The organism is Gluconacetobacter takamatsuzukensis (assembly GCF_014174275.1).
GTDB lineage: Bacteria > Pseudomonadota > Alphaproteobacteria > Acetobacterales > Acetobacteraceae > Gluconacetobacter > Gluconacetobacter takamatsuzukensis.
The window spans coordinates 109,248-130,732 of the sequence record NZ_JABEQK010000002.1 but is presented as its reverse complement, the minus strand read 5'-3'; the positions used below and the strand labels follow the sequence as shown (position 1 = coordinate 130,732).

Sequence of the window (21,485 nt, the reverse complement as noted above, 5' to 3'; positions counted from 1 at the left end):
CGAGGACCAGCGTAATAGCGGGTGATCCTGTCAACCCAAGTCGCCTCGGTGTGCTGCTAGAGATTTCCGTGTTCGAGGCGAAAATCGCCATGGGGTTCATACGAAGCAGAATAGGTATGAACCCTAACGAATCGGGGTGCAGGGGCCGCCGGCCTCTGCCGGGTTTCAGGGCGGAGCCCTGAGAGTGAAAGACGGGGTTTGAAGTCCCGGAGGATCGAGGGCAGGCGGCCTGTGTCAGGCCGTCCCGTTGTCCTCGGTCGCGGCGGCGCGCAGGGCGCGGTCGCCGATGTCTCGGCGCCAGATGGCGTCTTTCCAGTGGATGGCGGGGATGGCGTGGTAGGCGCGGGTGCGGGCTTCGCCCAGCGTGGGGGCGATGGCGCAGACGGTCAGGACGCGGCCGCCGGCGGCGATGAGGTGGCCCTGGGCGTCGCGCTTGGTGCCGGCGTGGAAGATGTGGACGCCGGGGTGGAATTGGGCCTGGTCCAGGCCTTCGATCTGGCCGCCGGCCGTGGGTTTGCCGGGATAGCCGCGGGCGGCGAGGACGATGCTGATGGAGTGGTCGTCGGAGAAGCGGATGTCCGCCGCGTCCAGCGTGCCGGCGGCGACCGAGGCGAGGGCGGGCAGCAGGTCGGATTGCAGGCGGATCAGCAGGGCCTGGGCCTCGGGGTCGCCGAAGCGGACGTTATATTCGATCAGCTTGGGGCCGTCCGTCGTCAGCATCAGGCCGGCGAAGATGATGCCGCGGAAAGGGGTGCCGCGGCGGACCATTTCCTTCAGCATCGGGCGCACCAGCAGGTCCAGCGCCGCTTCCTGCCTGGCGCGGTCGAAGCCCGTGGGGGGCGAGACCGCGCCCATGCCGCCGGTGTTGGGGCCGGTATCGCCCTCGCCGATGCGCTTGTGGTCCTGCGCCGCGCCGATCAGCACCGCGGTCTCGTCCGCGCAGAAGGCGAACAGCGACACTTCGTCGCCCATCAGGCATTCCTCGATCACCACCGACTGGCCGGCGGCGCCCAGGGTGGCGTCGTCCATCATTGACCGGATAGCCTCTTCGGCCTCCGCGACGGTCATGGCCACCACCACGCCCTTGCCGGCGGCCAGGCCGTCGGCCTTGATCACGATCGGCGCGCCACGGCGGCGGACGAAGTCCAGCGCCGGGGCGGCGGCATCGAACCGTTCCCACCGCGCGGTCGGGATAGCGGCGGCGTCGCAGATTTCCTTGGTGAAGCTCTTGCTGCCTTCCAGTTCGGCGGCGGCGCGGCTGGGGCCGGCGCAGGGGATGCCGGCCGCCAGGCAGGCATCGGCCAGGCCCGCGACCAGCGGCGCCTCGGGGCCCGGCACCACCAGGTCGATCCGCTCGGCCTGCGCGAAGGCCACCAGGGCGGGCACGTCGTCGACCGCGATGGCGACGTTGGTGCCTAGTGCGGCGGTGCCCGGGTTGCCGGGTGCGATGAACAGGGCCTCCAGCGCCGGCGAGCGCGCGATCGCCGCCGCCATCGCATGTTCCCGTCCACCCGATCCGACCAGAAGCACCCGCATCAATTCGTTTCCCTGTTCCTCGCACGTCCCCGGGCCTTCCGGGGAGGCCGTCTCTATCATACCCTGTGCCGATGGACGAAACTCTTCGCACTTCCGGCGGCGCCGGACCGGGTTCGGGGTCGGGCCCCATGGCGGGTAACGTGCCCGAATATTCGGTCTCCGAGATCTCGGGGGCGATCCGGCGCACGCTGGAGGGCAATTTCGGCCGCGTGCGCGTGCGCGGCGAGATTACGGAATTCAAACGCTATCCCTCCGGGCACCTCTATTTCTCGCTGAAGGACGAGGGCGGGAAGATCGCGGGCGTCGTCTGGCGCGGGTCGGTGTCGCGGCTGGGGCTGGCGCCGGAAAACGGGCTGGAGATCATCGCCACCGGCAAGGTCTCGTCCTATGGCGAGCGCTCGTCCTACCAGCTGATCGTCGAGCGGATGGAATATGCCGGCGAGGGCGCGCTGCTGGCGCGTATCGAGCGGCTGCGCCTGAAACTGGCGGCTGAGGGGCTGTTCGACGCCGCGCGCAAGCGGGCGTTGCCCTTCCTGCCCGATGTCATCGGCATCGTCACCTCGGCGCAGGGGGCGGTGCTGCACGATATCCGCACCACCGTCGCCCGGCGCTTCCCCCGCCGGCTGCTGGTCTGGCCCGTCGCCGTGCAGGGCGAGGGCGCGGCGGGGCAGGTCGCCGCCGCCATCGCGGGGTTCGATGCCATCGACGGGCGCGGGGCGGTGCCGCGCCCGGACGTGCTGATCGTCGCGCGCGGGGGCGGGTCGCTGGAAGACCTGATGGCCTTCAATGACGAAGCCGTGCTGCGTGCGGTCGATGCCTGCCGCATTCCGCTGATTTCGGCGGTGGGGCACGAGACCGACACCACGCTGATCGATTTCGTGTCCGACCGGCGCGCGCCCACCCCCACGGCGGCGGCCGAGATGGCGGTGCCGGCGCGGGCCGAGCTGGTGGCCGACCTGGCGCATCGCGCCGCGCGCCTGACCAGCGGGCTGGCCCGCCTGACGCAGACGGCGCGGCTGCGGCTGGACCGTACGGCGGCGCGGATGCCCGACCTGCCGTCGCTGCTGGCCACCGCGCGGATGCGGGTGGACGACCGGGGCGAGCGGCTGGACCGGGCGCTGCCGGGGCTGATCGAGCGGCGCCGCGCCGCCCTGCTGGCGACCGGGCGCATGATGCCCTCGCCGCTGCTGCTGACCGGGCCGGGCCGGGCGCGGCTGGACCTGGTGGCCAGCCATCTGCTGTCTGGCCTGCGCCAGGCGCTGCGCGACCGCCGGGCACGCACCGACCGGGCGCGCCTGTCGCCCGCGCCGCTGGCGGCGATGGTGCGCGAGCGGCGGGCCCATCTGAACGGGCTGGCGGGGCGGCTGGAATCCCTGTCGCCCATGGCGGTGCTGGAACGCGGCTATGTGCTGGTGCGCGACCCATCGGGCGTGGCGGTGACGCGCGCCGCCGACGTGCGGCCGGGCAGCCGGCTGGAGCTGACATTCGCCGACGGCGTGACGGAGGTCCGCGCCGTGCGGGCCGACAGTTCGCAGGGGCAGCTCGATCTCTGAGGCGCCTGGACCGGCCGCCCGGCCGGTGGGCTCGCCTTGCACGCAGGGGGCCCTTTTGACCGTGCGGGCGATAAGGCGGATATGATGGATCGGATGGGAATGGCGTGCCCGCGGGGCGGCCGGAGTGCACAGGACAGAGCGATGAACGAACGTCCCCGGTCTTCTTTGGCGTCTTCTTTCGCGCGCGCCGCCGGCCGGGTGACGCTGGGCGTGTTGCCGGTCGTGGTGCTGCTGGCCGGTTGCGCCACGCCGCCGGCACCGGTGGCGCCCAAGCCGGTGCGGCACCCGCCCTTGCAGTTCGCGCCCGGCACGGCGGTGGAAACCCCGCCGCCCGCCAACGAGGCGCAGTTGGTGAACGACCCGTCCGCGCCGCTCGATACGCCGCTGTGCGGTGTCGCGGCCCATGCGACGCAGGCCATGGCGGCGCGGGTGAATCCGGCCCCGCTGGCGTCGGGCAATGCCTGCACGGCCAATGCGTGCTTCGATCCGCTGACCGGGACGTATATCGGGGCTGATGGCGAGCGGCATATCTGTCGCTGAGAGGCTGCTTCAAAAGCCCCGCTAGCGGCGGCCTGACGGCGGTTTCCTGCGCTTCGGTGCTCACGGCCCACAAGGCCGCTCCGCTCCGATGCTCGTAAACCACCGCCAGACGCGTGGCTGACGCCACGCTTCCACTCGCTATCGGGGCTTTTGAAGCAGCCTCCGAGGCGGAAGGAGTTGTTCTTTTTTGAAAAAAAGAACCAAAAAACTTTGATTCGTTCAGGAGTTTTTTGTTGGGGCACGCGATGCACCTGAACGGATAGAAGTCTTTTTTCTTCTTTTTCTTCAGAAAAAGAAGATCTCTTCCTTACTTTCCACCCCGCATAAGCCTTATCCGGAAACGGACCCGCCCCCGGTGCAGGTTATGATTGACAGCCGCAGCCGTGGGGCAACATCGTCGGGGGGATGAGCGGCCTCACTCCTCCGGATGGCGCCAATGACGGCCTGGCGACCGTTCACGTCTTTCCGCTGCGGCGCGTGCTGCCGCTTGGCGATGCTGCCGTCTATCTGGGTATTCCCGCGCGGCGGCTGCGCATGCTCGGCCTGCTGCATGCGGGCCCCCGCCCGGCGGCGCGGAACGGGCGGACGCTGACATACCGGGTCGAGGATCTGGATCGCTACGTGACGCAGCTTTACGGGCGCGCGCGGATTTCGGCGGCCGAGGAAGCGCGGCAGCGGCAGGAATGGCGGGCGCGGATCGCGGCGCCGGCCGTGCGCGACGCACGCGGGCGGCCGCCCCGGATGATCGACCCCTGCATGCAGGCCCTGACGCTGGATGTGCTGGTGTCGTCCGGCGGGCCGCTGGGGCTGAAACTGCTGTTTGCCTCGGGGCTGGGGCTGATCTTCCTGTCGCATACGCCGGTGATGTGGCGGCTGTATGCGATGCTGTGACAGCGGGCTGGCCCGCCCGGCCCCGCATGGGGTGTGACGCCGGGAACATTTGCATCACGCACCGACGCCACGGCCCCCCAATGGGCGGGGATTACAGCGGAATTATGGCCTTGCCGGCGGCCTTCTCAGCAGGCTCCGGCGCAGGGCGGCTCCGGCGGCGGCAGGGTGCTGCCGGGCAGGGCGGGCACGCCGGGCGGCCGCATGGAGGGTTCGGGCGCGCGGGCGCCGGGCGGCGGCGGGGGCACGATCTGCGGCACGTTGGGCGGCAGGGTCCCGACATCCGTCGGCTGGGCCTGCGGGATGGCCTGGCCCTGGTAATAGAGCGGGCCGCGATAGCTGCCCGACAATTGCGCCGCGTTCAGCCGGTCGACCAGCGAATCGCCGGTGCCGTCGGGATAGGTGGAATGCACGCGCGATGCGGGGGCCGGGGCGGGGCGCGCGAGCGACAGCGCCGGCGGCAGGCACAGGGCGGCGAGGGTGAGGCATCCGGCAAGGTGCCGGCGGCAACGCGGTCTCATGACGACAGGCCTTTCAGGAGGAAACGTGACGCGGCGAGTATGGCACGCGCGCGGCAGGGTCGTCGCGCGCGGATGTGACGGGTTTGAACGGCCGAGGACTGGTCATGCTCCCGGTGATCGGCTAGGCAGGGCAGCATTGCTCTTTTTGCCGTTTCCGGCCTTCGCGCCGTCGCGTTTGCTCCCTGCCTTACGGATTGCGATCATGACCGATATTTCCCGGACCTCGTGCCGCCGGTTTCTGGCCGGATTTTTCGTTGTGACCGGGATGGGCGCCGCCCTGGCCCCTGCTTTCGCGGCCGCCCCGGCGGCGCGGGCAGCCGCGCCCGCCGCCGCACCTGCCGCCCCCGACCAGCCGCCGCTGCTGCCCGCGCCGCCGGTGCCCGATTTCGCGCCCCTGCCGCCGGCCGCCAAGCCGCCCGCGCCGGTCGTCGGCGTGTTCGATACCGATGCGATCATGCGGCAATCCGTCGCGATCCAGGAAGTCGAGAAAGAAATGGGCACCCGGCGCGATGCCCTGATCCGCGACGTGCGGGCCGAGGAAGGGCAGATCCAGGCCCTGCGCCAGCAGATGATGAACGCGGCCCGGCCCGAGGCCGAGGCCCAGCAGCGCAGCCTGCAGCAGCGCGTGGCGGTCGATCAGCGCACCTTCGGCAACCGCAACCGCATCCTGGAGGAAGACATCCAGATCGCGCTGAACCAGGTGCAGCGGGAAATCGGCCAGGTGGTGAACAGCGTGGCGAAGGCGCGCGGGCTGACCCTGGTGGTGCAGTCGGGCCTGACCGTGCTGCACGGGCCGCAGGTCGATATCAGCGACCAGGTGGCCAGCCGGCTGAATGCCATCCTGCCGCATGTCTATCTGCCGGCGGCGAACGAGGACCCGGAAGTGATCGCGAAGTCGGGCAAGTTCCCGACCGCGCCGGTGCAGATGGCCGATCCGCAGCAGCAGCAGCAGGGGTGAGGAAGGCGTTCTTTTTTGAAAAAAAGAACCAAAAAACTTTGATCCGTTCGGGGGTTTTTTGCTGGGGCGCGCGATGCACCTGAACGGATAGAAGTCTTTTTGCTTCTTTTTCGGAAGACAAAAGAAGACTACTCCGCCGTCAGGTCTGCAAGGACGGCCCCACTGGCGCGTAGCGCGTCGGCCGGGGCCAGGCGCACCTGCAGGCCGCGCTGGCCGCCATTGGTGTAGAGATAGGGCAGATCGGCCGCCTGCTGCGCGAAGGCCGTGGGCACGCGCTTTTTCTGCCCGAACGGGCTGATGCCGCCGACACGGAAGCCGGTGATGCGCTCGGCGTCCGCCGGCTTCATCATCTTCGCGCTCTTGCCGCCGAAGGCGGCGGCCAGCTTCTTCATGCTCACCTCGTGGTCCGACGGCACGACGACGCAGACGGGCTTGCCATCGATTTCCGCCATCAGGGTCTTGAAGACCCGGGCCGGGGGCTCGCCGATCGCCTCGGCGGCCTGCACGCCCAGCCGGTCGGCGTCGGGGTCGTACGTGTAGGTCAGGGGGACGAAGGCGATCCCGGCGCGGGTCAGGGCCAGGGTGGCCGGGGTGCCGGGGATCTGGGGTTTCTTGGCCATGTCCGTGTCATAACAGGATCGGGCGCGCGCGTCAGGCTCCCGCCCGGGCTACGATCCGCTGCCCGTGGCGCTGTTCGTCGGGGCGGCACAGGGCGGCGATGGTGGCGGCGGCGTCCTCGGGCCGGGGCAGGGCGGACAGGTCGGCGGCGGGCATGGCCTGCACCCGCAGCCGGGTGGCCACGGGGCCGGGATCGTAGAGATTGACGCGCAGGGCCGAATCCGGGCCGATTTCGTCGGCCCAGCTCAGCACCACGGCCTCCATCGCGGCTTTCGAGGCCGCCATCATGCCCCAGAAGCTCGCCGGGCGGGCGGCGTGGCCGTCGGTCAGGAACAGGGCGCGGCCGGCCGGGGCACGGTCCAGCAAGGGTGCTGTGGTGCGGATCAGCCGCCAAGCGGCGGTGGCGTTGACCGCCAGCGTGGCCTCCCAGTCGGCGTCGCGCATGTGGGTGACGGGGGTGAGCACGCCCAGCATGGCCGCGCAATGGACCAGTACGTCCAGCCGGCCGAAGCGGGCGGCGACCGAGGGGCCCAGCGCGTCGACGGCCGCCCCGTCCCGCAGGTCCATGGGCAGCAGGGTGGCGTGGCGGCCGGTGCGGCGTGCGATCAGGTCGTCGGTTTCCTCCAGCCCGCCCGGGGTGCGGGCGGTGAGGATGCAATGGGCCCCGGCATCGGCCAGCGCCAGGGCGGTGGCGCGGCCGATGCCGCGGCTGGCGCCGGTGACCAGCGCCACGCTGCCCGGGATCACGCTGCCCGGCAGGTCAGGCGGCGTCGGAGTGCGGGTCGCCGCCGGCGGCCTCGTAATCGACCAGGGCGATGGGATAGTCGCCGGTGAAGCAGGCGTCGCAATAGCGGCCGGCCGCGGCCTCGCGCCCCTCATGGCCCAGGGCGCGGTACAGCCCGTCGAACGAGATGAAGGCCAGGCTGTCGACGCCGATCAGCTCGGCCATTTCCTTCAGGTCGTGGCGGGCGGCCAGCAGCTTGCTGCGCTCGGGCGTGTCGATGCCGTAGAAGCAGGAATGCGTGGTCGGCGGCGAGGAGATGCGCATATGCACCTCGCGCGCACCGGCGGCGCGGACCATGTCCACGATCTTGCGCGAGGTGGTGCCGCGCACGATCGAATCGTCGACCAGCACCACGCGCTTGCCGTCCAGCACCGGGCGGTTGGTCGAATGTTTCAGCTTTACGCCCAGATGGCGGATCTGGTCGGTCGGCTCGATGAAGGTGCGGCCGACATAATGGTTGCGGATGATGCCCAGTTCGAAGGGAATGCCGCTGGCCATGGCATAGCCCATGGCCGACGGCACGCCGGAATCGGGCACCGGCACGATCACGTCGGCCTCCACGCCGCTTTCGCGGGCCAGCTCGATGCCGATGCGCTTGCGCGCCTCGTAGACCGGCACGCCGTCCAGCACCGAGTCCGGGCGGGCGAAATAGATATATTCGAACACGCAGAAGCGGGCCTTCTGCTCGCCGAAGGGCTTGACCGAGCGCACGCCGTCATTGTCGATGATGACGACCTCGCCCGGCTCGACGTCGCGGACGAATTCGGCACCCACGATGTCCAGCGCGCAGGTCTCGCTGGCCAGCACCCAGGAAGGCGGGGCGGACTCGGTCTCGCCGGGGATGCGGCCCAGGATCAGCGGCCGCACGCCCAGCGGGTCGCGCACGCCGATCAGCGCGTCGCGCGACAGCACCACCAGCGAATAGGCGCCCAGCACCTGCTTCAGCGCATCGATCAGCCGGTCGATCACCGAGGCATAGAGCGAGATCGCGATCAGGTGGATGAACACCTCGCTGTCGGTCGTGGACTGGAAGATGCAGCCACGGCGCACCAGCGCGCGCTTCAGGGTCTCGGCATTGGTCAGGTTGCCGTTATGGGCCACCGCCAGGCCGCCGAACTCGAAATCGGCGAACAGCGGCTGCACGTTGCGGATCAGCGTGGCGCCCGTGGTGGCGTAGCGGTTGTGGCCCACCGCCCGGTGGCCGGGCAGGGTGGCCATCACGCGGGCATCGCCGAACACGTCGCCGACCAGCCCCAGCCCCTTGTGGGTGTGGAAGCGCTCGCCGTCGTACGACACGATGCCCGTGGCTTCCTGCCCGCGATGCTGAAGCGCGTGCAGCCCCAGCGCCGTCAGCGCCGAGGCGTCGTTGACGTTCCACACGCCGAAGACGCCGCATTCCTCATGCGGCTTGTCGTCGTCGTGCCACTGCGGCGGCACGTCGTCACGCTCGTGGCCCGGCGGACACGCGGCGGCCGGGCTGCACGGGGTGGCGGCCTGCGGGACAGTGGGGCGGATCGGCATGATCAGTTCTCTCTTTCCTCGGCGGGTGACCCGGCGAAAACCCTGGGAAGGCCAGGGGGAGGCCCCGCTGGGGGGTCATATCGGGGCGTCATGGCGCGTCTGCTTCGGTTGCGCAAGGCGTGCCTGCATGGAAATGGGCAGGAACCCGCCCAGAAAGAAGGCCCCCCGGGCAACGAAAGCGGTCGCCCGGGCGTCTTGTACCGGCTGGGGCCATTCCACCGGGGCCACTTCCGTCCCCACCGCGATATACAGCACGGCCAGCAGCGCATAGCCGCGCAGGCCCCCGAACAGCATGCCCAGCATGCCGTTGAGGCCGCCCAGCGCCGAGTCGCGGACGATCCGCCCGGCAAGCTGGGCCAGCAGGGTAAAGACGATCAGCAGCCCGATGAAGGGCAGTGCGAAGCCGGCGGCCAGGGCTACCAGCGGGTTGTCGATCCACGGCACGAGCGCCTGCCGCACCGGGTCCATCCAGCGCATGGCCAGCACCAGCGCCCCGGCCCAGGTCGCCAGGCCCAGGATCTCGCGAACCAGGCCCCGCCCCCATCCGAACAGGGCCGAGGCCGCGACGACCAGCGCGGCCGCCAGATCCACCCAGGCCCCGTTCATGGGCCGGGATCGGCCGCCCGGCCGAAGGCTGGAAAAAAAGGGACCCGAGACATGGGGGGCGGGACTGTCCTTGTGCTGCGGCGGGCGTGCATGGCCCGGGGGGCTATCCTGGGCGCTTATGCCAGCCGGCCCCCGTGGTGCCAAAGGAAAGATCGCATCCCTTCCATCAGGCCAGCCATCAGGGCAGCTTCGTGGACTGGATCTTCCACGGGCGGCCCAGGGCGCGCCCGGCCGAGCGCCCGGCGCGGCGGCGCGGGGTGTTGTTCAGCATCATCAGCAATTCGCCGACCTGGGTGCGGCGGTCCAGCTCGGTCCATACCGCGCCGGCCGAGAGGTTCCGCGCCGCCCAGATCCGCATCAGGCAGGTCAGCACATGGGCGCTCTCGCGGATCAACTGGCCCCGGTCGGCGGCGATCAGCCCCACCACGCAATGGTCGCCGTGCAGCCCGAAGGCCCGGGCCAGGCGGCGGATGTCGCGCTCGGTGGGCGGGCCGGCCCCGGCGGCCTCTTGCGACAGGGCCTGCCACAGCGCCTCGACCGCCTGCCGCGCGTCGGGCGCGGCGGCGGGGTCGTCACCCGGCGGCGGAAGGGAGGAAGATGCCATCCCGCGATGATGCCGGGGGGTGGATCATGCGGTCAACATCACGCGGACCCCGGGAATGGCGGTCTTGCGTCAGATCGAAAAATATTTCGCCTGCGGATTGAGAACCACCAGGGCAGAGGTCGATTGCTCGGGGTGCAGCTGGTAGCCGTCGGTCAGCGACACGCCGATTCGCTCGGCATCCAGCAGCTTCAGGATCGGCTCCTGGTCCTCCAGCTTCGGGCAGGCGGGATAGCCGAAGGAATAGCGCGACCCGCGATAGCCCTGTTGCAGCAGCTTGGCCATGTCGCGGTCGTCCTCGGCGGCGAAGCCCAGCTCGGCGCGGATGCGCTTGTGGGTGTATTCGGCCATCGCCTCGGCCATCTCGACCGACAGGCCGTGCAGGTAGAGGTAATCCTTGTAGCGGTTGGCCTCGAACCACTCGCGCGCCATGTCCGACGCCTTCTGCCCCACGGTGACGACCTGCAACCCGATCACGTCGCGGGCCGCGTCATCCACGTCGCGCACGAAATCGGCGATGCAGGCGCCGTCCTCGCGCGGCTGGCGGGGCAGGGCGAAGCGCGCGACCTCGGTCGTGCCGTCCTCGGCGAACAGGATCAGGTCGTTGCCCTGGCCGGCGGCCTTCCAGTAGCCGTAGCTGGCCTGGGGCCGCAGGATGTCCTGCTCGGCCGCCAGCGCCAGCATGCGGCGCAGCACGGGGCGCAGTTCCTGCCTGGCCCAGCCCATGAAATCGTCCAGCGAGCGGCCCTGCTTGCGGAAGCCCCACTGGAATTGATACAGCGACCGCTCGTTGAGGAACGGCAGCACCGCATCCGGCGTGGCTTCCAGCACCCGCGCGCCCCAGAAGGGCGGGGTGACGACCGGCTCGTCCTGCGTCAGGCGGTGGCGCCGGGCGCGGGCGGCGGCGACGTCGACGGGGGCGAAGCCGCGCTGCTCCTGCTGTTCCATGTCGCGCGGGCGATTGCGGGTGGCCTTGCCGGCGCGGCGGGAGCGCACGGCGGCCAGGTAATTGTCGAACTCGCCCTTCGCCACCTGGTCCATCAGCGACAGGCCGTCGAACGCGTCGCGGGCATAGGCCACGCGCCCGTCGGTGCCGTAGGCGGCGGCGCAATCTTCCTCGACATAATTGCGGGTCAGCGCCGCGCCGCCCAGCAGCACGGGCAGGTCGACCCCCTGGCGGGCCATTTCCTCGAGGTTCTCGCGCATGATCACGGTCGACTTGACCAGCAGGCCCGACATGCCCACCGCGTGGGCCGCGTGCTCGCGCGCCGCGGCGATCATGTCGGCGACCGGCACCTTGATGCCCAGGTTGATCACCCGGTAGCCGTTGTTGGTCAGGATGATGTCGACCAGGTTCTTGCCGATATCGTGCACGTCGCCCTTGACGGTCGCCAGCACGATGATGCCGCGCGCCTGGCCCTCGACGCGCTCCATATGCGGTTCCAGGTAGGCGACGGCGGCCTTCATCGTCTCGGCCGATTGCAGCACGAAGGGCAGCTGCATCTTGCCGGCGCCGAACAGCTCGCCCACCACCTTCATGCCGTCCAGCAGGATGGTGTTGATGATCTCCAGCGGCGGGATGCTCTGCATCGCCTCGTCCAGGTCGGCTTCCAGCCCCTTGCGGTCGCCGTCGACGATGCGGTCCTTCAGCCGGCCTTCGACCGTCTCGGCACGCACCTTCTTGACCGCGTCGCTGGCCTTGCGGTCGGCGAACAGCTCCAGCAGCTTCTGCAGCGGGTCGTAGCCCTCGGCACGGCGGTCGAAGATCAGGTCCTCGGCCACCTTGACCTCTTCCGCCGGGATCAGGTGCAGCGGGCGGATCTTGGAGACATGGACGATCGCGGCCGTCATGCCCGCGCGCACCGCATGGTCCAGGAACACCGAGTTCAGTACCGCGCGCGCCGCCGGGTTCAGGCCGAACGAGATGTTGGACAGTCCCAGCACGATCTGGATGTCGGGGAAGCGCTCATGGATCTGGCGGATGCCCTCCAGCGTCCACAGGCCCAGCTTGCGGTCGTCCTCGACCCCGGTGCCGATGGTGAAGGTCAGCGGGTCGATCATCAGGTCCGATTGCGGCAGGCCATGGCGGTCGCAGGCGAATTCCACCAGCCGGGTCGCGATGCGCAGCTTGTCCTCGGCCGTCTTGGCCATGCCGACTTCGTCGATCGTCAGCGCCACCACGGCGGCGCCGAACTTGCGGGCCAGGATCATGCGGTCGGTCGCATGGCCCTCGCCGTCCTCGAAATTGATCGAGTTGATGATCGCCTTGCCGCCATACAGTTTCAGCGCGGCCTCGATGACCGGGGTCTCGGTGGAATCGATCACCAGCGGCGCGTTGACCGAGGCGGTGAAGCGGGTCACGACCTCGTTCATCTCGCGCATTTCGTCCCGGCCGACGAAGGCGGTGCAGATGTCCAGCGCGTTGGAGCCCTCGCCCACCTGCTCGCGGCCCACGGCGACGCAGCCGTCCCAGTCGCCCTCTTCCTGCAGGGTGCGCCATTTCTTGGACCCGTTGGCGTTGCAGCGCTCGCCGATCGAGAAATAGCTGTTTTCCTGCCGCAGCGGGACCTGGGTGTACAGGCTGGCGACCGAGGGGATCCATACCGGGCGGCGGACGATGGGGGCGGGGCGGTGGCGGCCCGTGCCCTCGGCGCGGCGGCGCAGCATGGCGTCCAGCGCCGCGATATGCGGGGTGGAGGTGCCGCAGCAGCCGCCGACCAGGTTCAGCCCGTCCTCGGTGATGAAGCGTTCCACCCAGCTGGCCATGTCGGCGGGCGAGAGCGGGTAGTGGGTCTGGCCGTCGACCAGCTCGGGCAGGCCGGCATTGGGCTGGATCGACACCAGGCCGGGCCAGTTGGTGGCCAGCCAGCGCACATGCTCGGCCATTTCCTGCGGGCCGGTGGCGCAGTTCAGCCCCATCAGCGGCACGTCCAGCGCGTGGATGGCGGTGGCCGCCGCCGCGATGTCGGGGCCGACCAGCAGGGTGCCGGTGGTCTCGACCGTGACCTGCACGAAGATCGGGGTGTCGGTACCCTGCTCGGCGCGGGCGATCTTCGCCCCGTTCACCGCCGCCTTGATCTGGAGCGTGTCCTGGCAGGTTTCGATCAGCAGCGCGTCCACGCCGCCTTCGATCAGGCCCCGGCACTGTTCGGCGATGCCGGCTTCCAGCGTGTCGTAGTCGATATTGCCCAGCGAGGGCAGCTTGGTGCCCGGCCCGATCGAGCCGACCACATAGCGGTGGCGGCCGTCGGCGAAGCTCTCGGCGGCCTCGCGCGCCAGGTGGGCGGCGGTGCGGTTGATCTCGCGCGCGCGGTCAGTCAGGCCGAATTCGCCCAGCGTGATAGGCGAGCCGCCGAAGGAATTGGTCTCCACCATGTCCGCCCCGGCCTCGAAATAGCCGCGATGGATCTCGCGCACCAGTTCGGGGCGCGACAGGTTCAGGATCTCGGTGCAGTTCTCCTGCCCCCAGTAGTCGCGCTCGACATCGAGGTCGAGCACCTGCACGCGCGAGCCCATGCCGCCGTCGCAGAGCAGGACCTGGTCACGAAGGGCGTCGAGGAGATGGGGGCGCGTGGTCATGGCGGCTGTGGAGTCCGGCGGCAAGAGATGAGGGAAGCAGGCTCTTATTCCCGTGGTGCCGTCACCTGTCCAGTTCGTTATGACTGTCCATGGCCGATCCCGGGCGTGCGGCAGCCTGCGGAGGGTCGCAGGGAGGGTATCGGGCGTGCGCCGGCAATCATCGTGGGTTCCGCATCTGGCGGCCGGTACGGCCTCCCCGGCCGAGCGCCTGGCCGAGGCGCTGGGCGGCGACATCCTGTCGGGCGTGCTGCGCGAGGACGAACGGCTGCCCGCCCACCGGCCCCTGGCATGGGGGCTGGGGATCGGGGTGGGGTCGGTGACGCGCGCCTATGCCATCCTGGAACGGCGCGGGCTGGTGCGCAGCGTGCACGGGCGCGGCAGCTTCGTCGCCGTGCGGCACGATGCAGCGGGGCCCATGCTGGACCTGGCGACCAACATGCCGCCGCCGATGTTCAGCGACCGCGCGCTGGCCCGCACGCTCAACCGGCTGGCGAGGCATGTCGATCCGGGCCTGTTCAACATCTATCCCCCCGTGGCCGGGCATCTGGAACATCGGCGCATCATGGCGCACTGGCTGGCGGGGATGGGGGTCGCGGTGGCGCCGGAGCGGCTGCTGCTGACCGGGGGCGCGCAGCAGGCGCTGAACGTGGCGGTGCATGTGGCCCGGCCGCACGTCTCCTATGCGGTGGCCGAGGCCCAGACCTATCCTGGCATGCTGGGCGCCATGCGCCAGGCCGGGCTGGAGATCTGGCCGGCCGCCATGGACGGGCAGGGCATGCAGCCCGCCGCGCTGGAGGCCATCCTGGCGGCCCGGCGCGGCGAACGCGCCATCGTCTACCTGACGCCCGTCATGCACAACCCGACCACGGCGACGATGGACCTGCGCCGCCGCCAGGATATCGTGGCGCTGTGCCGGCGGTTCGACGCGCTGATCGTCGAGGACGGGGTGTATGTCCATCGGGACGACCCCGCCCGCCCGGCGCTGATGGCGCTGGCGCCGGAGCGCACGTTCCATGTCAGCAGCCTGTCGAAGATCCTGAGCCCCGGCCTGCGCATCGGCGCGCTGATCCCGCCCGCCTGCCATGCGGAGGCCTGCCTGCCAGCGTTGCTGGCGTCCTCGCTCATGATCGCCCCGCTGTCATACGCCATGATGGCGCAATGGATGCAGGACGGCACGGCGGAAAGCGTCCGCACTGCCCTGCATGCCGAAGCCGTGCGGCGGCAGGACCTCGTGCTGTCCGTGCTGGGCGCGTGGGCGGTCAGGCCCGCCAGCCACGCCTTCCATGCCTGGCTGCCGCTGCCGGCCGAGCAGGCGGCGCGGGTGGTGGCGCAGGCCCGCTTGCTGGGCGTGTCGCTGCCGGATGCCGGTGCGTTCCGGTCCGGCGACGGGGCGGATGGGACCGGGGTGCGGCTGGCCTTCGGCAATGTGACGTTCCGCGCCCTGCCGGAAGCCCTGGGGCGGATCAGGCAGGCCTGTGCCGATGTCGCGGGAAAAGTGTCTCGTGACACTATGGCGATATCCTGAAAGTGTGTCGCGCTGTTAGGGTCCCGCCACGTTCATCGGTGTCGGAGGCAGTTCATGCACGAGGAACAGCGGGGCGTCGTGACGGTGGTCGCGGCGTTTCATGTCGGTCCTGACCATCTGGACACGGTGCTGCCGGTCGTCGCCGCCTGCGTGAAGGCGTCGCGGCAGGAGGCGACGAACCTGTCCTATACCTGTCGGCGGGACCTCGGCGACCCGACGCGCTTCGTGTTCATCGAGCAATGGCGCAGCCTGGCCGCCATCAGGGCCCACGAGACGCTGCCCCATTTCCTGGCGATGAAGGCCCTGTTCGACCGGGGGCTGGCCGGGCCGCCGGCCGTGACCTTTCTGAGCGACGTCGACATCCTGTCCTGATGACGGGCCGGCACGCCATGGGCTCGCACGTCTACATCCTGGGCACGGCCGACACCAAGCCCGACGAATTGCTGTTCCTGCGCGCCGTGCTGGCCGAGCGGGGCGTCAGCGGGCGGATCGTGGATGTCAGCACCGGCGGCACCTCGCCGGACTGCGCGGATATCGCCGCGCGGGTGGTGGCCGGGCATCACCCCGGCGGCGCGGGGGCAGTGTTCTGCGGCGAGCGCGGCCGGGCCATCGCCGCGATGTCCGAGGCCCTGCGGCGCTTCCTGCCCGCCTGCGACGACCTGGCCGGGGTGGTGGCCATCGGCGGGTCGGGCGGGGCCGCCGTGGTGGCGCCGGCCATGCAGGCGCTGCCCATCGGGCTGCCCAAGATCCTGGTTTCCACCGTCGCATCGGGCAACGTGGCGCCCTATGTGGGTGATGTCGACCTGTCCATGGTCTATTCGGTGGTCGACCTGCAGGGGCTGAACCGGATTTCGCGGTCCATCCTGACCAACGCGGCCAACGCCATGGCGGGCATGGCGCGCCACCGGCCGCCGCCCGATGCCGATCCGCGCCCGGCCGTCGGCATCACCATGTTCGGCGTGACGACGCGCTGCGTCACCGAGGCGGTGCGGGTGCTGGGGGGCGGGTTCGAAAGCCTGGTCTTCCACGCCACCGGCACCGGCGGGCGGTCGATGGAACGGCTGGTGGAGCAGGGCGTGATCCGCGGGGTGCTGGACATCACCACCACCGAATTCTGCGATTTCGTGGCGGGCGGCATCTTCGCCTGCGGGGCGGAGCGGCTGGAGGCGATCGCCCGCACCGGGGTGCCGTATGTCGGAAGCTGCGGCGGGCTGGACATGGTCAATTTCGGCGCCATGGACAGCGTGCCCGATCGCTATCGGGACCGGGTGCTGGTGCGGCACAATCCCTTCATCACGCTGATGCGCACGACGGCGGAGGAATGCCGCGAGATGGGCCGCCTGATCGGCGAGCGGCTGAACCGGTGCGACGGGCCGGTGCGCTTCTATTACCCCGAAGGCGGGTTTTCGGAACTCGACCTGCCGGGACAGAATTTTCACGATCCGGCGGCGGACGCGGCGTTTCGCGACGCGCTGCTGGCCACCCTGCGGCAGACGCGGCAGCGGCGCTTCGTCAGCCTGCCCTGCGCCCTGAACGATCCCGCCTTCGCCCGCGCGATGGCGACGGACTTCAAAACCCTCTTCAAGGAGACACAGCCCCATGCCCAGAATTGAACGGAGCGCCATCCTCGGCCGCCTGCGCACGCTGATCGCGGAGCGCAGGCCCATCGTCGGCGGGGGCGCGGGCACGGGCCTGTCCGCGAAATGCGAGGCCGCGGGCGGGATCGACCTGATCGTGATCTACAATTCCGGCCGCTATCGCATGGCCGGGCGCGGGTCGCTGGCCGGCATCCTGGCCTATGGCAACGCCAACCAGATCGTCATGGACATGGCGCGCGAGGTGCTGCCCGTGGTGCCGGATACGCCGGTGCTGGCGGGGGTGAACGGCACCGACCCGTTCGTGGATTTCGACGTGTTTCTCGACGATCTGCGCCGCGTCGGGTTCTCGGGCATCCAGAATTTCCCGACCGTGGGCCTGATCGACGGCAATTTCCGCAAGAACCTGGAAGAGACGGGCATGAGCTACAGCCTGGAGGTCGACGTGGTGGCCCGGGCGCGCCGCAAGGACATGCTGACCACGCCCTATGTCTTCGATGTCGAACAGGCGAAGGACATGGCCCGCGCGGGTGCCGATATCCTGGTCGCCCATATGGGGCTGACCACCGGCGGCAGCATCGGCGCCGAGACCGCCTTTACGCTGGAAGATTCGATCAGGCTGATCAACGAGATTTCCGATGCCGCGAAGAGCGTGCGCGACGATGTCATCCTGCTGTGCCATGGCGGACCCATCGCGATGCCGGCCGATGCGCAGGCGGTGCTGGATGCCTGCCCGGATTGCCACGGCTTCTATGGCGCATCGAGCATGGAGCGCCTGCCGGCCGAAACCGCGCTGGTCGCGCAGACCCGCAGCTTCAAGGCCATGACGCGGTGACAATCGTGTTCCCGGACCCTGCCTCCCCCGCGCCGAAGAAAAAGGACGATTCCGCGATGGCCCTCGATGTCGCCGCCTCCATCCTCAAGCGCCGCGCGACCAAGAGCTTCGATGCCGCCTGTCGCATGCCCGATGCCGACCTGGACACCATCCTCGGCCTGGCGCGGCGCATGCCCACCGCCTTCAATATCCAGAACTGGCGCTTCCTGGTCGTGACCGATCCGGACCTGCGCAGGCAGATCCGCAAGGTGGCCTGGGACCAGCCGCAGGTGACCGATGCCTCGGTCCTGCTGGTGCTGTGCGCCGATATCGCGGCGTGGGAAAAAGCGCCCGAGCGGTATTGGGAAAATGCCGAACCGGGCGTGCGCGACTTCATGGTGGGCGCGATCGACCAGTATTATCGCGGGCGCGAGCAGGTGCAGCGGGACGAGGGCATGCGCTCCTGCGGCATGGCCGCCGGCGCGATCATGCTGCTGGCCGAAAGCATGGGCTATGCGACCTGCCCGATGGACGGGTTCGATTTCGGGGCGGTGGGGGAGTTGATCGGCCTGCCGTCCGACCATGAGATCGTGATGTTCGTCGCCATCGGCAAGACCGCCGCCGCCCCGTACCCGACCGGCGGCATCGTGCCCGACAAAGACATCATCTTCCGGAACCGGTTTTCCTGATCCGGTCCGCCGGGCCGGCCGCCGCACCCGATATTTCGGGGGCAGCGGCCGGTGCCGTCGTCAGTGCCAGACCACCGGCTGGGCACCCAGCGCCTTGCGGGCCTTCGCAACATCGGTGGTCGAGACGGCGGGCGCGGCATTGCCCTGGCTGTTGCGGATATAGGTCAGGACATTCGCGATCTGGTCGTCCTGCAATTTCCAGGCGAAGCCGGGCATGGCGGCGCCCGTCGGGTTCGCTGTGGTCGCGGGGCCGGTGGTGCCTGCCAGCAGGATGTTCAGCAGGCTGTCCGGGCTTTTCGCGTTGATCGCGGGGTTGGCCTGAAGCGACGGGATCATGTTCGCCACGCCCTGGCCGCTGCTGGTGTGGCAGGCGCTGCATTGCACGACGAATTCGCGCCGGCCGGCCTCCACCTGTGCGTTGGTGGCGGGAAGCGGCTGGGGAGCCTCGACATGCCGCGCCGGCAGGGCCTTGAAATAGGCGGCGATGGCCTGCAGGTCGGCATCCGTCAGATGCTGCGTGGAATTCACGATCACTTCCGTCATCGGCCCCGAGGAGGCCGTGTAGCGGTTGGTGCCGCTGCGCAGATAGGTGACGATGTCCTCCGCGCTCCATTTGCCCAGGCCGGTATGGTCGTTGTTGGTCAGGTCGGGCGCGTGCCAGCCTTGCAGCGACGTCCCCTGATAGGTCGCCCCGCTATCGCTGCCGAACGCGTTCTTGGGCGTATGGCAGATGCCGCAATGGGCCAGCGCCTCGACCAGATAGGCGCCGCGATTGACGGCGTCGCTTTTTGCGGAATCGGGCTTGAAGGGCGTGCTGTCGAAGAACAGGGCGTTCCACACGATCAGGGCCGCGCGGATATTGTAGGGGAAGGGCAGCTTGTTCTCGACCACCTTCTGGCTGACCGCCGGAACGGTGCGGATATACGCCCAGAGATCCGCCAGGTCGGCGTCGGTCATCCTGGCGTAGGCCGTATAGGGCATGGCGGGATAGAGGTGCCCATTCGGGCCCTTGCCGTGCCGGACCGCGGCATCGAACTGCTGCAAGGTCCACGACCCGATGCCCGTCGCCCTGTCGGATGTGATGTTGCTCGCCGTGATGGTGCCGAAGGGCGTGTTCAGGTCCAGCCCGCCGGCGAAGGGCTTGCCGCCAGGGGCGGTATGGCAGGCGACGCAATCGCTGGCGATCGCGAGATAGCGGCCATGTTCGACCCTGTCGGCGGGTGCATCCTGCGCCTGGGCGCCGTGGGCGAACAGGGCCGCCACGGACAGGGCCACCCCACCATTGATGCAGGCACGCAGCGCGCTGCGGAGCAGATATCTTGCCATGGTCACACCCTTACCAGCGGGCCGGGATTCTTGAGGTACATCTCCCTGATCGCCTTCGCGGTCCACAGGGTCGTGGCCCCCACGGCAACTGTCGGGTTGTATCCGGCATTGTTCGGAAAGGACGAGGCGCCGATCACGAACAGGTTGGGAATGTCCCAGTTCTGCTGATACCGGTTCTGCACGCTGGTCTTCGGGTCCTCGCCCATCACCACGCCGCCCTGCACGTGCGACGAATCCCACGGCCGGTAGCCGGAATAGGGCTGGTCGGGGAAGGAATCGCCCCAGACCTGCTTGGCGCCCATCTCGCGGGCGATTTCCACGCACTTGTCGCGGACGAAACGGCCCGATCGGCGATCGTTCTCGTTGTAGTCGAAGGTGATGCGCAGCAGCGGCTGGCCGAAACGGTCCTTGTAGGTCGGGTCGAGGTCCAGGAACTGCTCGCGATGGGCGAAATTCGTGCCCTGGCCCTGGATCTGCGCGTAATTCTGGTAACCTTTCTGGAAGGCTTGCTTCCAGCCCTTTCCCCATTGCGGGCTGCCCTCGGGCACCAGGCCGGCCATGCCGATCGGCAGCCCCTGGTTGCACAGCGACTGGATGCCGGCGCCGCCGATGAAGCCCAGCCCGGTATGGTCGAAATTGTCGCCGTTGAAATCGTCGATCTGGGTGGCCAGCGCGCCGGTGTTCATGAACGGGTTCAGATACTCGTTCTCGAAGAACATGAAGCCCCAGGACAGGGTCTGGAAGGTGAAGGCCCGCCCGACGACACCCTGGCCCGATGCGAAATCATAGGGCGTGCTGATGCCCGACAGCAGCAGCAGGCGGGTATTGTCCAGCGTGAAGGTGGCGGTGATGACGATGTCGGCCGGCTGCTCGCCGATATCGCCGTTGGAATCGACGAAGGTCACGCCCGTCGCCATCTTCTTGTCGGGCGTGGTATTGATCCGGATCACTTCGGATTCGGTGACGACCGTGAAGTTGGGGCGCTGCATCAGCACCGGCAGGATGCAGATATTGGGGCTGGATTTCGACCAGTTGCCGCATCCGTACAACTGGCAGTAGCCGCAATAGGTGCAGGGCGCCAGGTTGAGGCCCAGCGCGTTGGTATAGGGCGCGCCGATCATCGCGGACGGGACCGGGAACGGGTGATAGCCCAGGCGGGTCGCGGCTTCGGAAAACAGCAGGTTGGCGCGGGTCCGTTCCAGCGCGGGGGTGGGGTAGGGGCTGGTGCGCGACCCCTCGAACGGGTTGCCGCCCGGCTGCTTGACCCCGTTGATCACGCCCGCCGTACCCGACGTGCCCGCGATCTTCTCGAACCGGTCGTAGAACGGCTCCAGATCGTCGTAGGTCACGCCCCAATCCTGCAGGATCAGCCCGTCGACAAGCTGCTTGGCGCCGTACCGTTCCATGACGCGGGTGTAGGGCTGGTGGTCGAACGATTGCCAGCGCCAGCTTGCCCCGGCCCAGTGCGTGCCCGCGCCGCCGACATTGTTGCCCAGCGTCAGGTTATGATATCTGCGCAGCGGCAGGGCGGTCTGGTCGGCCTTGTTGCGCACCGTATAGGTTTCGGTCACCGGCGCCTGGAGAATATCCTTGCGCACCGAGCCGCTGAGCTCGTCGGGGTCGCGTGTGGTGGGGAAGCTGGTGGTGGTGTCCCGCCACGCGCCGCGCTCGATCGCGACGACGTTCAATCCCGCGCGGGTCAGCTCCTCGGCCATCGTGGAGCCGGACCAGCCCAGCCCAATGATGACGACATCGGCCTTCGGCCTCTTGTAATTCATGGAAACGTACCTTTTTTCTTCTTATTGTCGCTTGATCGAAACGAAAGCGCCCG

General features: G+C 69.2%; 19 protein-coding genes. 9 read left to right on the top strand and 10 right to left on the bottom strand.

Annotated features, from left to right (window positions below; genetic code table 11):
• Positions 1–234: 234 nt before the first annotated feature.
• Positions 235–1,536 carry a phosphoribosylamine--glycine ligase gene (gene purD, locus HLH27_RS02950; protein ID WP_182947657.1) on the bottom strand — a complete coding sequence of 434 codons (1,302 nt, stop codon included), beginning with the start codon at positions 1,534–1,536 and terminating at the stop codon, positions 235–237.
• Positions 1,537–1,607: 71 nt separating this feature from the next.
• Between purD and xseA the strand changes: the two genes are divergently transcribed.
• The 3 genes from xseA (at position 1,608) to HLH27_RS02935 (ending at position 4,520) form a co-directional block, all read left to right on the top strand.
• Positions 1,608–3,089 (top strand): exodeoxyribonuclease VII large subunit, encoded by a 1,482-nt coding sequence (gene xseA, locus HLH27_RS02945; protein ID WP_182947655.1) that lies wholly within the window; start codon positions 1,608–1,610, stop codon positions 3,087–3,089.
• A gap of 141 nt (positions 3,090–3,230) precedes the next feature.
• A complete protein-coding gene (locus HLH27_RS02940) occupies positions 3,231–3,629 on the top strand; it encodes a BA14K family protein (protein WP_182947653.1) in 399 nt (132 codons plus the stop codon).
• 405 nt (positions 3,630–4,034) lie between these two features.
• On the top strand, positions 4,035–4,520 hold the full coding sequence (locus HLH27_RS02935) for a DNA-binding protein (protein ID WP_182947651.1): 486 nt from the start codon (positions 4,035–4,037) through the stop codon (positions 4,518–4,520).
• Positions 4,521–4,645: 125 nt separating this feature from the next.
• On the opposite strand, the gene HLH27_RS16990 is transcribed toward HLH27_RS02935, so the two are convergent.
• Positions 4,646–5,038, bottom strand: coding sequence for a hypothetical protein (locus HLH27_RS16990; RefSeq protein ID WP_246375391.1), 393 nt, complete (start codon positions 5,036–5,038; stop codon positions 4,646–4,648).
• Positions 5,039–5,240: 202 nt separating this feature from the next.
• Here HLH27_RS16990 and HLH27_RS02925 point away from each other — a divergent pair, with 202 nt between their 5' ends.
• On the top strand, positions 5,241–5,996 hold the full coding sequence (locus tag HLH27_RS02925) for an OmpH family outer membrane protein (RefSeq protein ID WP_182947649.1): 756 nt from the start codon (positions 5,241–5,243) through the stop codon (positions 5,994–5,996).
• Between the two features lie 128 nt (positions 5,997–6,124).
• Here HLH27_RS02925 and ybaK read toward each other — a convergent pair whose 3' ends face one another.
• The 6 genes from ybaK to metH all read right to left on the bottom strand — a co-directional run bounded on the left by ybaK (position 6,125) and on the right by metH (position 13,705).
• Positions 6,125–6,616, bottom strand: coding sequence for a Cys-tRNA(Pro) deacylase (gene ybaK / locus HLH27_RS02920; RefSeq protein WP_182947647.1), 492 nt, complete (start codon positions 6,614–6,616; stop codon positions 6,125–6,127).
• Between the two features lie 31 nt (positions 6,617–6,647).
• Positions 6,648–7,373: an SDR family NAD(P)-dependent oxidoreductase gene (locus tag HLH27_RS02915; protein WP_246375434.1), complete on the bottom strand. Its 726-nt coding sequence runs from the start codon at positions 7,371–7,373 to the stop codon at positions 6,648–6,650.
• Position 7,374: 1 nt separating this feature from the next.
• Entirely contained in the window at positions 7,375–8,919 is a 1,545-nt protein-coding gene (purF, locus tag HLH27_RS02910; RefSeq protein WP_220790259.1) for an amidophosphoribosyltransferase, read from the bottom strand.
• A gap of 75 nt (positions 8,920–8,994) precedes the next feature.
• Positions 8,995–9,525: a CvpA family protein gene (locus tag HLH27_RS02905; RefSeq protein ID WP_182947644.1), complete on the bottom strand. Its 531-nt coding sequence runs from the start codon at positions 9,523–9,525 to the stop codon at positions 8,995–8,997.
• Positions 9,526–9,703: 178 nt separating this feature from the next.
• Positions 9,704–10,129, bottom strand: a complete 426-nt coding sequence (locus tag HLH27_RS02900) for a phosphoribosyl-ATP pyrophosphatase (protein WP_182947643.1) — start codon at positions 10,127–10,129, stop codon at positions 9,704–9,706.
• Between the two features lie 69 nt (positions 10,130–10,198).
• Positions 10,199–13,705, bottom strand: coding sequence for a methionine synthase (gene metH, locus HLH27_RS02895; RefSeq protein ID WP_182947641.1), 3,507 nt, complete (start codon positions 13,703–13,705; stop codon positions 10,199–10,201).
• 145 nt (positions 13,706–13,850) lie between these two features.
• Here metH and HLH27_RS02890 point away from each other — a divergent pair, with 145 nt between their 5' ends.
• From HLH27_RS02890 to HLH27_RS02870, 5 genes are read left to right on the top strand one after another with little or no spacing between them, the layout of a single operon-like run.
• Positions 13,851–15,230, top strand: a complete 1,380-nt coding sequence (locus tag HLH27_RS02890; RefSeq protein ID WP_182947639.1) for an aminotransferase class I/II-fold pyridoxal phosphate-dependent enzyme — start codon at positions 13,851–13,853, stop codon at positions 15,228–15,230.
• 54 nt (positions 15,231–15,284) lie between these two features.
• Positions 15,285–15,602 carry a putative quinol monooxygenase gene (locus tag HLH27_RS02885; RefSeq protein ID WP_182947637.1) on the top strand — a complete coding sequence of 106 codons (318 nt, stop codon included), beginning with the start codon at positions 15,285–15,287 and terminating at the stop codon, positions 15,600–15,602.
• 17 nt (positions 15,603–15,619) lie between these two features.
• Entirely contained in the window at positions 15,620–16,843 is a 1,224-nt protein-coding gene (locus HLH27_RS02880; protein ID WP_182948106.1) for a Tm-1-like ATP-binding domain-containing protein, read from the top strand.
• Positions 16,830–17,660 carry a phosphoenolpyruvate hydrolase family protein gene (locus HLH27_RS02875; RefSeq protein WP_182947634.1) on the top strand — a complete coding sequence of 277 codons (831 nt, stop codon included), beginning with the start codon at positions 16,830–16,832 and terminating at the stop codon, positions 17,658–17,660. Before HLH27_RS02880 ends, HLH27_RS02875 begins: the two co-directional genes overlap by 14 nt.
• A gap of 56 nt (positions 17,661–17,716) precedes the next feature.
• Complete coding sequence (locus tag HLH27_RS02870; RefSeq protein WP_182947633.1) at positions 17,717–18,328, top strand: nitroreductase family protein; 612 nt, start codon at positions 17,717–17,719, stop codon at positions 18,326–18,328.
• Positions 18,329–18,388: 60 nt separating this feature from the next.
• Here the strand turns inward: HLH27_RS02870 and HLH27_RS02865 are convergent, their stop codons facing one another.
• Both HLH27_RS02865 and HLH27_RS02860 read right to left on the bottom strand, forming a co-directional pair.
• Positions 18,389–19,654, bottom strand: coding sequence for a c-type cytochrome (locus HLH27_RS02865; RefSeq protein WP_220790257.1), 1,266 nt, complete (start codon positions 19,652–19,654; stop codon positions 18,389–18,391).
• A gap of 2 nt (positions 19,655–19,656) precedes the next feature.
• The gene (locus tag HLH27_RS02860; RefSeq protein WP_182947629.1) at positions 19,657–21,432 is read right to left on the bottom strand and encodes a GMC family oxidoreductase; all 1,776 of its coding nucleotides are present in this window, start codon (positions 21,430–21,432) and stop codon (positions 19,657–19,659) included.
• Between the last annotated feature and the right edge of the window lie 53 nt (positions 21,433–21,485).

Excerpts from the sequence above, each read along its gene's own strand:
- purD (WP_182947657.1), bottom strand. The coding sequence starts at position 1,536 with ATGCGGGTGCTTCTGGTCGGATCGGGTGGACGGGAACATGCGATGGCG.
- xseA (WP_182947655.1), top strand. The coding sequence starts at position 1,608 with ATGGACGAAACTCTTCGCACTTCCGGCGGCGCCGGACCGGGTTCGGGG.
- HLH27_RS02940 (WP_182947653.1), top strand. The coding sequence starts at position 3,231 with ATGAACGAACGTCCCCGGTCTTCTTTGGCGTCTTCTTTCGCGCGCGCC.
- HLH27_RS02935 (WP_182947651.1), top strand. The coding sequence starts at position 4,035 with ATGAGCGGCCTCACTCCTCCGGATGGCGCCAATGACGGCCTGGCGACC.
- HLH27_RS16990 (WP_246375391.1), bottom strand. The coding sequence starts at position 5,038 with ATGAGACCGCGTTGCCGCCGGCACCTTGCCGGATGCCTCACCCTCGCC.
- HLH27_RS02925 (WP_182947649.1), top strand. The coding sequence starts at position 5,241 with ATGACCGATATTTCCCGGACCTCGTGCCGCCGGTTTCTGGCCGGATTT.
- ybaK (WP_182947647.1), bottom strand. The coding sequence starts at position 6,616 with ATGGCCAAGAAACCCCAGATCCCCGGCACCCCGGCCACCCTGGCCCTG.
- purF (WP_220790259.1), bottom strand. The coding sequence starts at position 8,919 with ATGCCGATCCGCCCCACTGTCCCGCAGGCCGCCACCCCGTGCAGCCCG.
- HLH27_RS02905 (WP_182947644.1), bottom strand. The coding sequence starts at position 9,525 with ATGAACGGGGCCTGGGTGGATCTGGCGGCCGCGCTGGTCGTCGCGGCC.
- HLH27_RS02900 (WP_182947643.1), bottom strand. The coding sequence starts at position 10,129 with ATGGCATCTTCCTCCCTTCCGCCGCCGGGTGACGACCCCGCCGCCGCG.
- metH (WP_182947641.1), bottom strand. The coding sequence starts at position 13,705 with ATGACCACGCGCCCCCATCTCCTCGACGCCCTTCGTGACCAGGTCCTG.
- HLH27_RS02885 (WP_182947637.1), top strand. The coding sequence starts at position 15,285 with ATGCACGAGGAACAGCGGGGCGTCGTGACGGTGGTCGCGGCGTTTCAT.
- HLH27_RS02880 (WP_182948106.1), top strand. The coding sequence starts at position 15,620 with ATGGGCTCGCACGTCTACATCCTGGGCACGGCCGACACCAAGCCCGAC.
- HLH27_RS02875 (WP_182947634.1), top strand. The coding sequence starts at position 16,830 with ATGCCCAGAATTGAACGGAGCGCCATCCTCGGCCGCCTGCGCACGCTG.
- HLH27_RS02870 (WP_182947633.1), top strand. The coding sequence starts at position 17,717 with ATGGCCCTCGATGTCGCCGCCTCCATCCTCAAGCGCCGCGCGACCAAG.
- HLH27_RS02865 (WP_220790257.1), bottom strand. The coding sequence starts at position 19,654 with ATGGCAAGATATCTGCTCCGCAGCGCGCTGCGTGCCTGCATCAATGGT.
- HLH27_RS02860 (WP_182947629.1), bottom strand. The coding sequence starts at position 21,432 with ATGAATTACAAGAGGCCGAAGGCCGATGTCGTCATCATTGGGCTGGGC.